The organism is Neorhizobium galegae (assembly GCF_017877135.1).
Taxonomy (GTDB): Bacteria; Pseudomonadota; Alphaproteobacteria; order Rhizobiales; family Rhizobiaceae; genus Neorhizobium; species Neorhizobium galegae_A.
The window spans coordinates 499,394-514,649 of sequence record NZ_JAGIPH010000003.1 but is presented as its reverse complement, the minus strand read 5'-3'; the positions used below and the strand labels follow the sequence as shown (position 1 = coordinate 514,649).

Annotated in this window: 11 protein-coding genes; 5 read left to right on the top strand and 6 right to left on the bottom strand. The window is 62.1% G+C overall.

Annotation, left to right across the window (positions count from 1 at the left end):
- Nucleotides 1-7: 7 nt before the first annotated feature.
- From J2858_RS12680 to bcp, 4 genes are all read right to left on the bottom strand, one after another.
- Nucleotides 8-1,522 carry a DEAD/DEAH box helicase gene (locus J2858_RS12680; RefSeq protein WP_210105158.1) on the bottom strand — a complete coding sequence of 505 codons (1,515 nt, stop codon included), beginning with the start codon at nt 1,520-1,522 and terminating at the stop codon, nt 8-10.
- 175 nt (nt 1,523-1,697) lie between these two features.
- Nucleotides 1,698-3,035: a M23 family metallopeptidase gene (locus tag J2858_RS12675; protein WP_432443346.1), complete on the bottom strand. Its 1,338-nt coding sequence runs from the start codon at nt 3,033-3,035 to the stop codon at nt 1,698-1,700.
- Nucleotides 3,036-3,120: 85 nt separating this feature from the next.
- Entirely contained in the window at nt 3,121-3,984 is an 864-nt protein-coding gene (locus J2858_RS12670) for a ferritin-like domain-containing protein (RefSeq protein ID WP_210105156.1), read from the bottom strand.
- 13 nt (nt 3,985-3,997) lie between these two features.
- A complete protein-coding gene (gene bcp, locus J2858_RS12665) occupies nt 3,998-4,465 on the bottom strand; it encodes a thioredoxin-dependent thiol peroxidase (protein WP_210105155.1) in 468 nt (155 codons plus the stop codon).
- A 114-nt stretch (nt 4,466-4,579) separates the two neighbouring features.
- Here bcp and J2858_RS12660 point away from each other — a divergent pair, with 114 nt between their 5' ends.
- Entirely contained in the window at nt 4,580-8,002 is a 3,423-nt protein-coding gene (locus J2858_RS12660) for an AsmA-like C-terminal region-containing protein (RefSeq protein WP_210105154.1), read from the top strand.
- A 90-nt stretch (nt 8,003-8,092) separates the two neighbouring features.
- Here J2858_RS12660 and tyrS read toward each other — a convergent pair whose 3' ends face one another.
- On the bottom strand, nt 8,093-9,349 hold the full coding sequence (gene tyrS / locus J2858_RS12655; RefSeq protein ID WP_210105153.1) for a tyrosine--tRNA ligase: 1,257 nt from the start codon (nt 9,347-9,349) through the stop codon (nt 8,093-8,095).
- Between the two features lie 400 nt (nt 9,350-9,749).
- On the opposite strand from tyrS, the gene J2858_RS12650 reads away from it, so the two are divergent.
- A complete protein-coding gene (locus tag J2858_RS12650; RefSeq protein WP_210105152.1) occupies nt 9,750-10,925 on the top strand; it encodes a GGDEF domain-containing protein in 1,176 nt (391 codons plus the stop codon).
- A gap of 82 nt (nt 10,926-11,007) precedes the next feature.
- Here J2858_RS12650 and J2858_RS12645 read toward each other — a convergent pair whose 3' ends face one another.
- Nucleotides 11,008-11,685 (bottom strand): alpha/beta hydrolase, encoded by a 678-nt coding sequence (locus J2858_RS12645; RefSeq protein WP_210105151.1) that lies wholly within the window; start codon nt 11,683-11,685, stop codon nt 11,008-11,010.
- Between the two features lie 211 nt (nt 11,686-11,896).
- Between J2858_RS12645 and J2858_RS12640 the strand changes: the two genes are divergently transcribed.
- The 3 genes from J2858_RS12640 to J2858_RS12630 all read left to right on the top strand — a co-directional run bounded on the left by J2858_RS12640 (nt 11,897) and on the right by J2858_RS12630 (nt 15,214).
- The gene (locus J2858_RS12640) at nt 11,897-13,063 is read left to right on the top strand and encodes a cysteine desulfurase family protein (protein ID WP_210105150.1); all 1,167 of its coding nucleotides are present in this window, start codon (nt 11,897-11,899) and stop codon (nt 13,061-13,063) included.
- 164 nt (nt 13,064-13,227) lie between these two features.
- A complete protein-coding gene (gene sufB / locus J2858_RS12635; RefSeq protein ID WP_210105149.1) occupies nt 13,228-14,697 on the top strand; it encodes a Fe-S cluster assembly protein SufB in 1,470 nt (489 codons plus the stop codon).
- 175 nt (nt 14,698-14,872) lie between these two features.
- Nucleotides 14,873-15,214, top strand: a complete 342-nt coding sequence (locus J2858_RS12630) for a GIY-YIG nuclease family protein (protein ID WP_210105148.1) — start codon at nt 14,873-14,875, stop codon at nt 15,212-15,214.
- Nucleotides 15,215-15,256 lie beyond the last annotated feature (42 nt).

Below are 15,256 nucleotides of genomic sequence, written 5' to 3'. Positions count from 1 at the left end.
TGGCTTTTCAGCCCTTGGCGCCGGCAACGATCAGCATGAAGGCAGGGATGTCGTCGCCGAAGCCAACCGGCGTCGGGCCGTCATCGTGGTCGCGGTGATGACGCTGGCGGCGTTCGCGCTGGTCGTCATTGGCCGGGTTCTGCTGGCGCACTGCATTGCGTGCACCGTGCTGGGGCCTGCGGTTATCCGCCTTGTGTTGCTCGGTGTTCACGCTGTCCGTCCTTGCTTCAATAGGGGTGATCGCTTCTTCGATGACGGCGGGGGCCTCAACGGGGCGGGCCTCCGCCTTCGGAACTGCGGACCGTCTGCCGCGGCCCCGATCCTTGTCGCGATCACGGCCCTTGGAGCGGGGGCGGTCGCTTTCCTGGCTTTCCATCGGCGCGGGAAGCGCCGAAATGTCGCCGTTCAGCCATTCGATCTTGTTGCCGATCAGCTTCTCGATGGCGTCGAGGAATTTGGTGTCAGACTTCGTCACCAGCGTGAAGGCGCGGCCGGAACGGCCGGCGCGACCGGTGCGTCCGATACGGTGGACATAATCCTCCGCATGGATTGGTACGTCGAAATTGAACACGTGGCTGACGTCTGGAATATCAAGACCGCGAGCGGCAACGTCGGAGGCAACCAGAAGGGTAATTGCATTGGCCTTGAAGCCGGCCAGCATATCGGTGCGCGAACGCTGGTCCATGTCGCCATGCAGCGCGCCAACGGAAAAGCCGTGGCGCTCGAGCGAGCGGAACAGATCGGCCACGTCCTTCTTGCGGTTGCAGAAGATGATGGCGTTCTTCAGGTCGTCCTGGGCGCGGATGAGATCGCGCAGGATGGCGCGCTTCTCGTAATCCTTGTTGTGCGAGGCAGCGAGGCGCTGCGTGACGGTGAGCGCCGTCGAGGAGGGCTTCGCCACTTCGACGCGTTCCGGATTCTGCAGGAAGCGATCGGCCAGCTTCTGGATTTCCGGCGGCATGGTGGCCGAGAAGAACAGCGTCTGGCGGGTGAACGGGATCATCTTGGCGATGCGTTCGATATCCGGGATGAAGCCCATGTCGAGCATGCGGTCGGCTTCGTCGATGACGAGAATTTCGACACCGGTCATCAGCAGCTTGCCGCGCTCGCAATGGTCGAGAAGGCGGCCGGGGGTGCAGATCAGGACGTCTGCGCCGCGCTCCAGCTTGCGGTTCTGCTCTTCGAAGGAGACACCGCCGATGAGAAGGGCGACATTCAGCTTGTGGTTCTTGCCGTATTTTTCGAAGTTCTCTGCAACCTGCGCTGCCAGTTCGCGCGTCGGCTCTAGGATCAGCGTGCGCGGCATGCGCGCGCGGGCCCGTCCCTTTTCCAGAAGCGTCAGCATGGGCAGTACGAACGAGGCCGTCTTGCCCGTGCCTGTCTGTGCGATGCCGCAGATGTCGCGACGCTGCAGCGCATGAGGTATGGCGCCAGCCTGGATCGGCGTGGGAATGGTGTAACCCGCGTCGGTGACGGCAGAAAGGACTTTCTGGCTCAGGCCAAGATCAGCAAATGTGGTCAAAGAGAAAACTATTTCCGTTCCGGTTCACGAAGAACGCTGTGAGTCGGATCCGCTTGGCGTCCGACGATGGCCGCGACATAGGCGCAATAAGAGCCAAAGTCAAGAAAACAGCGCGTTTGCCTGCCGGATTGGTAAATCCGGCTGCACTTACAGATCAGATCGGAACAGTTTTAGCTCAATTCAAGTAGGATGTCAGTTTCAGCCCCGCATTGAGGAAGTGGATGGGATCGATAGCGGCGCCGTCGCGACGCACCTCGTAATGCACATGTGGCCCGGTCGACCGGCCCGTCGAACCGGCCCGGCCGATGATGTCGCCGCTCGACACCAGATCGCCCTCGGACACCAGAATACGCGACAGATGGCCGTAGCGGGTGGTGATGCCATGGCCGTGGTCGATCTCCACCATGTTGCCATAGCCGCTGGAGTCGCCGGCGACGGTGACCCGGCCGGCGCCGGTGGCGCGCACGGTTGCGCCGGTTTCGGCATCGAAATCGATACCCGCGTGCAGAGCCAGCCGCCCGAGGAAGGGATCGATGCGGTTGCCGAAGCGGCTGGTGATATCGTGGCCGGGGGCAGGGTTGCCATAGGGCAGGCTCACAGCCGTCTGGCGCACGGTTTCAAGCCGCGTCAGGGCGGCATCCAGCTGGTCGAGCTGGCTGTCGAAGGGGTCGGCGGCCGCCGGTTCGACAAACGGTCCGCCAATGCCGCCGTCCTCGTTCTTTGCGGCCTGCGGCGGCGGAACGGAAATGCCGGTGCGGCGCATGATCGACGTCATGGCATCGGTCGTTTCATCGGCGGTTGCCGTCAGGTCACGAATGCGCGCCAGTTGCTCATGCTCGATGCTCCTCAGCGATTGCGTCACCTGGAGCAGGGCGCGCGCTGTCTTCTCGCCGGCGGTTTTTGCCGGAAGCGGCTGGTCGCGAAGCGGCAGGAAGCCGAGTTTTGCGCCCTTGCCGTCACGTTCGCTCGCTGGCGTGATCTCGGGCATGATCAGGCGTTCGATGGCTTTCAGCGCACGATTGCGCGCGGTGGGTTCGTCCGTCGTGATCGGCTGGTAGGCCTGGGCTTGTCCTTGCGCCGTCTGCACGGTCGTCTCGGTCGTGAGGCCCGACGCTTGCGCCCGCTGCAGGAGATTGCCGAGCTTGCCGTGCTGCGACAGCAGGGCATTCTGCTGCTCGACAAGCTGCTTCACCTTGTCTTCCACCAGTTGCTGGTCGATGAGCTGGCGCGAGGTGATGCGGTCAATCTGGGCGCGCAGGCCCGATATGCGCTCCTCGTAAGCCTGCCGGATACGGCTCTGGCGGGCGAGCGATCCACCGATCAGATCGTCGCGCATCACAAGATAGGCTGTCGCGGCGAAATAGCCGGTGGAGAGAATGATGAGCAGGGTCGCGCCGGCGGCCACCATCCACGGGCGGATGGTCATGTGGCGCACTCTGTCGCCGGATGCCAGGATGAGCACAGGTCTGGAGGCTTTTTTGCCAAAGACGCGATTGTCGCAAGCTGTTGCCACGCCCGTCCCCCAGCCAATCCCCAAAGCCGTCTGCCTTGGGTAGATTAGAACCTGTTAAGGTTAATAAAGCGTTAATTTGGGGCGTTCAGGCGCTGCTGGTGGCGGTCAGCGCGCGGTAGAAGGAGGGTGTGAGGCCGGCTTCGGCGCGGGCGAGATCATTGAACGGAGGCTTGAGGGCGCCGCGGAAATTGGCGCGCACCAGGTCCTTGAAGGTCGCAGCCGGATCCTTGCGTTCCCGCGCGCAGAGGAAGCGGAACCACTTCGCGCCGATTGCCACATGACCCTTCTCGTCCGTGTAGATGACATCGAGCACGGCTGCGGTTTCATGATCGCCGGTTTCGCGCATCTTGGCCTGCAGCGAGGGCGTGACGTCAAGCCCGCGCGCTTCGAGGATCAGCGGCACGACGGCCAGCCGGGCGGTCAGGTCATTGCGGGTGGAATGGGCGGCCTGCCAGAGCCCGTCATGGGCCGGCATGTCGCCATAATCGGCGCCGAGATCGTTCAGCCGCTTGCGCACCATGCGGAAATGCTTGGCTTCTTCGAATGCCACCTGCATCCAGCCGTCGAAGAAGGAATTCGGCACCGGCTCGGTTGCGTAGCGGGCAACGATATCGAGCGCCAAGTCGACCGCGTTGAGTTCGATATGGGCAATGGCGTGCAGGATGGCGATGCGGCCCTTGGCCGTGTGCAGCGAGCGCTTTTCCACGAGCTTCGGCGGCACCAGATCCGGCTTGGCGGGGCGCCCGGGGCGGTCCGGCAGCGGCGGATCAAGCGGCGATCGCAGCGAAAGGCGTCGCTCGAACCAGCGTGTCGCGGTCTGCTGCGCCAGTTCCGTCTTCACGTCGAGATCGGCAGACGAAATGGCAAGGATTGCAGCTGCACGCAGCGACGATACCGGCGGCAGCGGGGTTTTCGGCAGGTCTTCGGGTTGGTGCGGGGCCTCTGTCATGGCCCCGTCCTTGTCACAAGGCCTTCACCGCTTCAAGCACTTCCTGCGCATGACTTTCCACCTTCACCTTCGGCCAGACGCGGGCAATCGTGCCATCGGCTGCGATCAGGAAGGTGGAGCGCTCGATCCCCATATAGGTCTTGCCATACATGCTCTTCTGTTTCCAGACGCCGTAGGCATTGGCCGCCACCTGCTCCTCGTCGGCGGCGAGAGCCACCGAAAGGCTGTGCTTCTTCACGAACTTGTCGTGCTTGGCGGCCGAATCCGGCGAAACGCCGATGACGGTGGCGCCCAGTTTTTCGAACTCGGCGGAGAGAGCGGTAAACTGCAGTGCCTCGGTGGTGCAGCCGCTGGTGTCGTCCTTGGGGTAGAAATAGACAACCACCGGCTTGCCCGCAAAGGCGGACAGGGTGATGTCACCGCCGCCATCGCGGGGAAGGGTGAAATCCGGAGCCGGCATGCCGCTTGTGAGGTCCGTCATAGTTTTCCTTTCTTTCGCCTGCATATGAGGTAAATGTCACCTTAATCGTTATATACTGGCGCTGCGTCGGTCCAGATCACCCCGGCCGACCGGTGGCATGAGCTTTGGAGAAAAATGGCGGAAATCAGAGGGGAAAAGGTCAGCTTCGGCCGCAAGGATATGGTCGCGCTGCATGAACTTCCCTCCGCGCAGGTGCATGATCCGCTGATCGTGCACTGCCCGCGCGACCGTTCGCGTGCGCAAGGCATCCTGCGCTTTTGTCTTCTGTTTCTCGCCCTTTGCGCCGGCGCCGTGATCAGCGGTTTTTTCGCCATCGAAACCGGCACGATCGATGGGGCACTGAATGCGCGCGCCCAAAGCGCGCTGTCCAACGCCATCGGCAATCGTTACAGCGCAACCGTCGGCTCGACGGCCATCCGCTTCGACCACGACTTCCGCCTGGCGCTGGAAGCCCGCGACGTGGATATTGTCGAAGTGGCGACCGGCGAGCATCTGACCCGCACTGCCGCCATCCGCCTTGCCATCGATCCTGTGGCGCTCCTCAGCGGCCGGGTCTCGATCCGCCGCATGGAAGCCGACAATATCTCGCTCGATACGGCGCTTCTGCCGGCCGGCGATCCGATGGATCTGTCAAAAACCCGCGTCGACCGCCTGCCGGCAGCGCTTGAACAGGCCTTCCAGCGCCTGGACGAGGCGCGCGGCATCATCGAGCGCACGGGGACTGCGCTCGTGCGCATCAACGGCATCAATATCCAGTTTCCGCCGAATCGCGAGGGCAAGGTTTCGACGCTTGTCATCGATGATCTGAAGCTGGCGCTCACGCAGGAAGGCATGGTGGGGCTGACCGGGATCCTGGAGCTCGACGGCCGGCGCGCCAACCTCAATGTGCAGGCAACAGCGGTCAATGGTGTCACACGGCAATTGACGGCGCATGTGGCCGGCCTCGACATGACGCCCTTCCTCCTGCAGCGGATGCCGGACGGTGAGCCGCGCGAGGGCCTGCAGGGTGCGATCGATCTTGATCTCAAGGCGACCCGTGATACGCAGGAAAACGAGCCCTCGATCGAGGCGAGCATTCACCACGCGCCGGGCTTCTTCTATTTCGATGGTGTCGGCCAGGAACTGTCCGGTGCGGAAGTTCACACGGCCTATGATTTTGCCCGCAACACCATCGAGATCCGCCCGTCGAAGTTCCGCTTCGGGCCGACTGTCCTGCCGCTGACCGGCGCGATCGTTGATCTTGATCGGCTGAATACCGCGGAAACGCGGCCGGGATTCGGCATCAGCATGTTGATCAGCGGCGGCCATGCACAGGCGGCCAATGGCGGTGAACAGCCCGTCCTCTTCGATCTCAATACCACGGGCCGATATTTTTCCGCCGATCACGTGCTCGAATTCGATGACATGCAGGTCTCGAGCCCCGCAGGCCAGATGGCGGGCGCTCTGAAGGTGCATTTCCCCGGTGTCGTTTCGCCGGAAATCAGTTTTGGCGCGCAGTTGCCCCGCATGGATGTGGCGGGCGTCAAGCAGCTGTGGCCGTTCTGGATGGCGCGCAAGGCCCGCGACTGGGCCGTGGCCAACATGTTTGGCGGCACCGTTACCAATGGGTCGATTTCGGTCTTCATTCCGGCAGGCCGGATGCATGGACCCGGCATCCCGCTGCAACTGGACAGCAACGAACTGAGGATCGCGTTCGATATTGCCGATACGAGGCTGACGCTCCCGGGTGATCTTGCCCCTGTGCGCGACCTTGGTGGCCATGTGGAGGTGCAGGGCGCGCGCGTCGACGTCGGGGTCCGCAAGGCCGCGTCCTATTTCCCCTCCGGGCGCCAGGTCGTGGTCGATGAGGGCCGGTTTGTCATCGAATCCACCTACCGGCAGCCGTTGATGGCGGATCTGTCGCTCAACGTCACCGGATCGGCGGATGCGCTGGCCGAACTTGCCAGCTTCAAGCCCATCGACGGGCTTAAAAACCTGTCGTTCAAGCCGGACGATTTCAAGGGCGATGCCGAGGCGGCGGTGACGGCACGGTTCGGCCTGGTGGCATCGCAAAATCCGCCGAAACCTGCGTTCAGCGCCAAGATCGATCTGCAGGGCGTCGATGTCGGCCAACCGATTGCCGGGCGAAAGATCGGAAATCTGGAGGGGGATCTCGACATTGACGGCAGCGCCGCCCGGCTGTCCGCCAAAGGCACCATCGATACGGTTCCCGCCCAGATCAAGCTGGTCGAGCCGATTGGCAAGACATCCGAAGTGGCGCGCGACCTGCTTGTGACGACGACGCTCAGCAACGAGCAGCGCGACAAGCTGGCGCCGGGGCTTTCCGACATCGTCAGCGGACCGGTCGGTGTCGAGGTGAAGCGTATCGATGACGATCGCCAGAGCGTGAAGCTCGATCTTGCCGCTGCCGTTCTGTCTGTGCCGGGGATCGGCTGGAGCAAGGGCAGCGGCATTCCGGCGACCGCCACGTTTGAGCTCAGCGAGAAGGACGGCAGCGCCGATATTCACAAGCTGGACGTCAGCGGTGATGGCTTTGGCGTGCGCGGCGATCTGAAAATGGGAACGGGTGGGCTGGTCTCCGGCGATTTTTCGCAGGTGCAGCTGTCGCCTGCCGATGACCTTGCCGTGTCGGTCCGCCGGTCCAAGGGTCTCTACGATATTTCGGCCTCCGGCAAGGCCGCCGATCTGCGCCCTGTCCTGCAGCAGATGCGTGCGCAGGGCGGTTCCGGTCCCGGCGGCGGCGGTGACAAGGCGTCAAGCAGCGTACGGGTGCGCGCCAAGCTCGACCGTGTCATCGGCTTCAATGACGAGAGCCTCGGGAATGTCGATTTCTCGCTCACCCTTCGCGCCAGCAAGCTGCGCCAGGTGGATCTCAACGCCGTGACCGGCAGCGGACAGGCGGTGGTGGCCCAGACGGCGGCCGGTGCCGGCGAAGGCGGCGAAACGATCACGCTCACCAGTGGCGATGCCGGCGCGCTCGTGCGGTTTGCCAATCTCTACGATCATATGCGCGGCGGCTTGCTCAATATCCGGCTGAACAACGAAGCAGCGGGTGACATGAGCGGTTCGGTCGATATCCGCAGTTTCTCGCTGGTCAATGAAAACCGCCTGCAGTCCATCGTCTCGACGCCGGTCGGCGAGGATGGGCGAAGCCTCAATGCGGCGGTGAAACGCGATATCGACGTCAGTTCGGAAAAATTCCAGCGTGCCTTTGCCCGCCTCGTCTATCGCGGGGGAGCGTTGTCCGTGGAAAACGGCGTGGTGCGCGGCGAACAGATCGGCGCTACCTTCCAGGGCATGCTGCGCGATGCGGCGGGGCGCATGGACATGACCGGCACCTTCATGCCGGCCTATGGCCTCAACCGGCTGTTTGCCGAACTGCCGATCATTGGTGCCATCCTCGGCAATGGCCGCGACCGCGGTCTGCTCGGCATCACCTTCAAGGTGGCCGGTCGTTTCGACCAGCCGAAACTGACGGTCAACCCGCTGTCGATCATCGCACCCGGCGTCTTTCGCCAGATCTTCGAGTTCCAGTAAGCCCGCTGCCTTTGCAGCCATGTTCCTGCGGGCAAACAAAAACCCGGCAGATGGCTGCCGGGTTTTCCGTTCAGGATGGCGGTGGTTGCCTCAGGCGGGGCGCACCAGAATATGCTTCTTCTTGCCGAGCGACAGCTTGATCACGCCGTCGCCGGTGACTTCACCCGCGCCGATCAGCTTGCGCTCGTCGGCCACCGGCTGATCGTTGATGCGCACGGCACCGCCCTGAACGTGGCGGCGCGCTTCGCCGTTGGAGGCGGCAAGACCTGCCTTGACGATCAAGGCGAGGAGGCCGATGCCGGCCTCCAGTTCTGCCGACGCCACCTCGATCGAGGGCAGGTTGTCGGATAGCTGTCCTTCCTCGAAGGTCTTGCGGGCCGTCTCTGCCGAGGCTTCGGCGGCCGCACGGCCATGCAGGATCGCGGTAATTTCGGTCGCCAGGATCTTCTTGGCCTCGTTGATTTCCGAGCCGCCGAGGCTTGCGAGCTTCTTGATCTCGTCCATCGGCAGCGTCGTGTAGAGTTTCAGGAAGCGCTCGACATCACCGTCCTCGGTGTTGCGCCAGTACTGCCAGAAGTCGTAGGCCGACAGCAGGTCGGCGTTCAGCCAGACGGCACCGGAGGCCGACTTGCCCATCTTGGCGCCGGACGAGGTCGTCAGGAGCGGCGAGGTCAGCGCGTAAAGCTGCGGCGTGCCCATGCGGTGGCCAAGGTCGATGCCGTTGATGATATTGCCCCACTGGTCGGAGCCGCCCATCTGCAGACGGCAGTCGTAGCGCTTGTTGAGCTCGACGAAATCGTAGGCCTGCAGGATCATGTAGTTGAATTCGAGGAAGGACAGCGATTGCTCGCGGTCGAGCCTCGTCTTCACGCTGTCGAAGGACAGCATGCGGTTGACCGAGAAGTGGCGCCCGACATCGCGAAGGAATTCAAGGTAGTTCAGGCCGCGCAGCCATTCGGCATTGTTGATCATCAGAGCGCCGCCCTTCGGGCCCGCCTCGTAGTTGAGGTAATGGGCAAAGCAGCGCTTGATCGAGGCGATGTTCTCCTCGATCTTGTCGACGGTCATCAACTGGCGGGCTTCCTCCTTGAAGGAGGGATCGCCCACCATGCCGGTGCCGCCGCCCATCAGGGAGATCGGCTGGTGGCCGGTCTGCTGGAACCAGTGCAGCATCATGATCTGGATCAGGCTGCCGACATGCAGGCTCGAGGCCGTCGGGTCGTAACCGATATAGGCCGTCACCGTCTCTTTCGCCAGCAGGTCATCCAGCCCGGTTTCGTCGGAAACCTGGTGGATGAAGCCGCGCTCGTCGAGGGTGCGGAGGAAGTCGGATTTGAACCTGGACATGATCGATCTCTGGCAGATGTTGCTTTGTGAGGATTGGCTCTTGCGTGCCGCGCCTCTAGCACTCTTTGCCCGGATAATCACTTCAAAAGTTGACGCGCGCGGTTCTGTCCAGGCGCATAAGGGGGCGACGTTGCCAGCCTATCGCGGCGACGGATGCGAATTTTAGCGTTTTGTTTGCGTTGCACATTGAAACGAACCCATGCTGCACTGTATCAAAACGACGGAGGTGGCATTATTCGCATAGCGATGGGCCGGCCTTGGCCGCAGTGCCCCTTCGGCTTTCGGGACCCGTGACCTGCGGAGGATACCGTTGTTTCGGAGGCTCGGAAGCAGCGATGGTAACCGTTCCTGCGCCCGCCGGATGGCGAAAGCGTCGAGACATGGAGGAAGGACGAGGGTTATGAACGGCGCCGACTTTTTCCTCGTCATGAATTTCTTCATCGCGATGTCATTTGCCGTGGTGTTCATCGTCGTGTCCACCCGTAGCCGTTCGCGCGAAGCCGCCCGGTGGTTTGCCGCAGGATTTGCGGTTGCCTCCCTGTCGGCGCCCGCAGAACTTCTGGTGGCGCATACGGACTTTGTGAGGTTCGGCGCCTGGCTTGCGTTTGCCACCGTCCTTGCCGGGCTTCTGCTGTTGCGGGTCGGGATCGGCAAGCTTTACGGGGCACCGGCCGACCGGGTGATGCTCGTCATCTTCTGCTGTGCGGCTTTGGCAACAGACGCCCTGATCTATCCTTTGCCGCGGGGCAGTCTGGGGCATGCGTTCCTCTACCAGATGCCCTTTGGCATCGCGCTCCTGTTCAGCGCGCTTGCGGTGATGCGGTCACCCTATCGCGCCGCCGTCGACCGCGCGCTTCTGACGCTCCTTCTCGTCACCGCCGCGCATTTTCCCCTCAAGGCGGCCCTTGCGGTGATTTTTGGGGCCGGGGTGACGGCGAAAGACTATATCGGGTCCAATTACGCGCTGATTTCCCAGAGCATGACGGCCGTGCTGATGGTGATGACGGGGCTGATGCTGCTTGCCGTTCTGGTGCTGCAGATCATGGCGGACGAGCGCAGCAATTCCGAAGTCGATGCGCTGTCGTCGCTTTTGAACCGGCGCGGTTTCGACAATCACTGCGAACGCTTGCTGCGGCGCCAGCCCAATGGACCGTATGCGCTCATCCTGTGCGATCTCGACCACTTCAAGAAGATCAACGATACCTACGGCCATCTGAGCGGCGATTCTGTGATCAGCCTGTTCGGTCAGTTGCTGACCGCCAGCGCGCCTGACAACGCCATTATCGGGCGCATCGGCGGCGAAGAGTTTTGCGTGCTGCTGCCCGGGCAGATGGCGGATGCGGCGCTCATGCTGGCGCAGGCCCTGCGTGGATCACTGGCCATGCAGGTCGTTCCCGGGCTGCCGCCGGCCTTTCGGGCAACTGCGAGTTTCGGCGTTTCCACCTTCAGTTCGTCCGCGGATCTATCGACGGCGCTGCGGCAGGCCGATCGCGCCCTTTACGAGGCAAAGGAGGCGGGACGCAATTGCGTGCGCCTCTATCGCCAGCACGCACCGATGACCCTGACGCTCGTCTGAGTTGGCTTTAGTCCTGTCCCAGAATGCCAAACGGCCCCGAAGGGCCGTTCGCTGATCAGGACGTGGAAAGCTATCGAACGTCTTAGCGGATGCGCTTGGCGGCCGGTTCCGGCACCAGTTCGCCGTTCAGGCGACGGTCCAGGTAATCCTCGCATTCGGCCATCAGCGGCTCCACCTTGCCGTTGAAGAAGTGGTTTGCCCCTTCGACGACGCGGTGGGTGATGAGGATGCCCTTCTGCGTTTTCAACTTTTCGACGAGGCCGTTCACATCCTTTTCCGGAGCCACCTTGTCGCCGTCGCCATTGATGATGAGGCCAGACGACGGGCAGGGCGCGAGGAAGGAAAAGTCGTAGATGTTCGGCTGCGGCGCAATCGACATGAAGCCTTCGATTTCCGGACGGCGCATCAGGAGCTGCATGCCGATCCAGGCGCCGAAGGAATAGCCCGCAACCCAGCAGCTCTTGGAATCGGGATGCAGGCCCTGCACCCAGTCGAGCGCGGAGGCCGCATCCGACAATTCGCCGGCGCCGTGGTCGAATTCACCCTGGCTGCGGCCGATGCTGCGGAAGTTGAAGCGCAGCGTGGTGAAGCCGCGCTTCTGGAACATGTAGAAGAGCTGGTATACGATCTGGTTGTTCATCGTGCCGCCGAACTGCGGATGCGGATGCAGGATGATCGCGATCGGTGCGCTCTTTTCCTTGGAGGGCTGGTAACGTCCTTCGAGGCGGCCTGCAGGGCCGTTGAAAATCACTTCGGGCATCGGTACTCCGGTCAGCTTTTTGATGTTTCCAACTGTTTCATGATGGCTTTGACTTGACGAAGTCGCTCATCTTTTCTAGAAACAGTTTAGAACCATTCGAAAGTGGGCTGGCGTGTGCCGCCCAGTTGGTCGTCTCATACGGCATGCGCGGCGAAAATTTCAAGGAAAATGCGTCGCACGGGAAGATCTAGACCGGGAAGCTCTGCAGGCAATGGCAACGGCACGGACATATCTGGACTGGAACGCGACGGCGCCGCTCTCTGAGGCGGCAAGAAGCGCCATGCTGGACGCCTACGCCCTGCCGGGCAACGCCTCTTCGGTGCATGCGGAGGGCCGTGCGGCCCGCGCCGGTCTCGATCGCGCCCGCCGGCAGGTGGCAGCGCTTGTCCGTGGCGATCCGCAGCATGTGATCTTCACCAGTGGTGCGACGGAAGCGGCCAATCTGGTGCTGACGCCGGATTACCGCATGGGGCGCGCGCCGCTTGCTGTCGGGCATCTGTACGTCTCGGCCATCGAACATCCGGCCGTTCGCGAAGGCGGGCGTTTTCTGCCCGGAAAGATCAGCGAGATTGCAGTGACGCCGCAGGGTGTGATCGATCTTGCGGTGCTGGAGACAGCGCTTGCGCGCCACGATATGGCAGGCGGCCTGCCGATGGTTGCGGTCATGCTGGTCAACAATGAGACCGGCGTCTTCCAGCCGGTCGAAGAGGTTGCGCGCCTCGTGCATCAAAAGGGCGGTCTGCTGGTGGTGGATGCCGTCCAGGCGGCCGGGCGCATTCCGCTCGACATCCAGGCGCTGGATGCCGATTTTCTCATTCTCTCCTCGCACAAGATCTGCGGGCCGAAGGGCGTGGGCGCCCTCGTGTCGCGCGGCGAGGTGATGATGCCAAGGCCGCTGATCCATGGCGGCGGACAGGAAAAGGGCCATCGTTCCGGCACGGAGAATTTTCCCGGCATCATCGGCTTTGGCGCGGCCGCCGAGCAGGCGTCGACTGATCTTGCCGCGAGAAACGCCGGCATCGGAGAGTTGCGCGCCGTTCTGGAGGCCGGAATGGCGGCGGCGGCACCGGATGTGATCATCCATGGAGCCGGCGTGGCGCGGGTGGCCAATACGACGTTTTTCACGCTGCCCGGCCTCAAGTCGGAAACAGGCCAGATCGCCTTCGACCTTGAGGGCGTGGCGCTGTCCGCCGGTTCCGCCTGCGCCTCTGGCAAGACCGGGCAGAGCCATGTGCTGGCGGCGATGGGATGCGATCCGGGCCTCGGGGCGCTGCGTATCTCGCTCGGACCGGACACCACCGGACAGGATATCGAAAAGGCCCTTGCGGCCTTCACCAGAATTGCCGGGCGGCGCAGGCTGCCCGGACAGGCCGCGTAATGCGGTGAACTATTCGCGGCGACCCGACCGGTCGATTGCGAAAACGCAAAAATATGCTTGCCAAACGGTGTGAAAACCGCCTTCTGGCGCCTACATAGAGGCGGACCCCCGCCACGACCGACAAGCTGCCGGACCCTTGATTCCGGCGAGATTGGAGAATGAACATGGCTGCTGTGCAGGAGACGATCGATCAGGTTCGCCAGATCGATGTGGACCAGTACAAGTATGGCTTCGAAACCGTCATCGAAGTCGACAAGGCTCCCAAGGGCCTTTCCGAAGAGATCATCCGCTTCATTTCGGCCAAGAAGCAGGAGCCGGATTGGATGCTGGAATGGCGTCTCGACGCCTATCGCCGCTGGCTGACCATGGAAGAGCCGACCTGGGCGCGCGTCGATTACCCGAAAATCGATTTCAGCGACCTGCATTATTATGCGGCACCGAAGACGACCCCCGGCCCGACCTCGCTGGAAGAGGTCGATCCGGAACTGTTGAAGGTCTATGAGAAACTCGGCATTCCGCTGCGGGAACAGGAAATCCTCGCCGGCGTCGAAAAGCCGCGCGTGGCCGTCGATGCCGTGTTCGATTCGGTCTCGGTCGTCACTACCTTCAAGAAGGAACTGGCCAAGGCCGGCGTGATCTTCATGTCGATCTCGGAAGCCGTGCGCGAGCATCCGGACTTGGTGAAGAAATATCTCGGCTCCGTGGTGCCGACGACCGACAATTATTACGCGACGCTCAATGCGGCGGTCTTCACGGACGGCTCCTTCGTCTTTGTGCCGAAGGGCGTTCGTTGCCCGATGGAACTGTCGACCTATTTCCGCATCAACGAGAAGAACACCGGCCAGTTCGAACGCACGCTGATCATCGCGGAAGAAGGCGCCTACGTGTCCTATCTCGAGGGCTGCACGGCGCCGCAGCGCGATGAAAACCAGCTGCATGCGGCGGTCGTCGAGCTTGTGGCTCTGGACGATGCCGAGATCAAGTATTCGACGGTGCAGAACTGGTACCCGGGCGATGCGCAGGGCAAGGGCGGCATCTACAATTTCGTCACCAAGCGTGGCGATTGCCGTGGCCATCGCTCCAAGATTTCCTGGACGCAGGTGGAAACCGGTTCGGCTATTACCTGGAAGTACCCGAGCTGCATCCTGCGCGGCGACGACAGCCGCGGCGAGTTCTATTCGATCGCCGTCTCCAACGGCCATCAGCAGATCGACAGCGGCACCAAGATGATCCATCTCGGCAAGAACACGTCGAGCCGCATCGTCTCGAAGGGTATTGCCGCCGGCGTTTCGCAGAACACCTATCGCGGTCAGGTCTCGGCGCATCGCAAGGCCACCAATGCCCGCAACTTCACGCAGTGCGACTCGCTGCTGATCGGGGACCGCTGCGGCGCGCATACGGTGCCCTATATCGAGGCGAAGAATTCCTCCGCCCAGTTCGAGCACGAGGCGACCACGTCGAAGATTTCGGAAGACCAGCTGTTCTATTGCCTGCAGCGCGGCATTCCGACGGAAGCGGCGATTGCGCTGATCGTCAACGGCTTCGTCAAGGAAGTTATTCAGGAACTGCCGATGGAATTTGCGGTCGAGGCCCAGAAGCTGATCGGGATTTCGCTGGAAGGGTCGGTGGGCTGAAGAAGGCTGCGTCGGTCGTCTACCCACCGTCATCCTCGGGCTTGTCCCGAGGATCTACTGACGAAAATGGGTGTTCGGCATTACGACAGGAATGCGGTGGGCCATGAACGGAGCGGCGGAGTAAACCTAGCAGATCCTCGGGACAAGCCCGAGGATGACGAAAGGGGCGCCTGGCATGACAGGCTTCGTCTACATGATGTCAGACAAGCCTCGCGGGGTCATATATACCGGCGTCACGAGTGACATTCAGGGTCGTGTTTGGGAACACCGCAATGAGATCCACAAGGGCTTTACCGAGCGCTACAAGGCAAAGGTATTGGTTTGGTTTGAGCGGCACCCGAATATCGTTCTTGCGATCCAGCGGGAGAAATCGCTGAAACGGTACAACAGGGAGTGGAAGATCAAGTTGATCGAAGGATTGAACCCAACATGGTTGGACCTTTTTGAAAGGATCGATGAGATCGATAACGCCTACATGCCGCATCGAAATACGACGAAATGGCCTGACTACAATTGATGGGCAGGTAGATCCTCGGGACAAGCCCGAGGATGACGGATT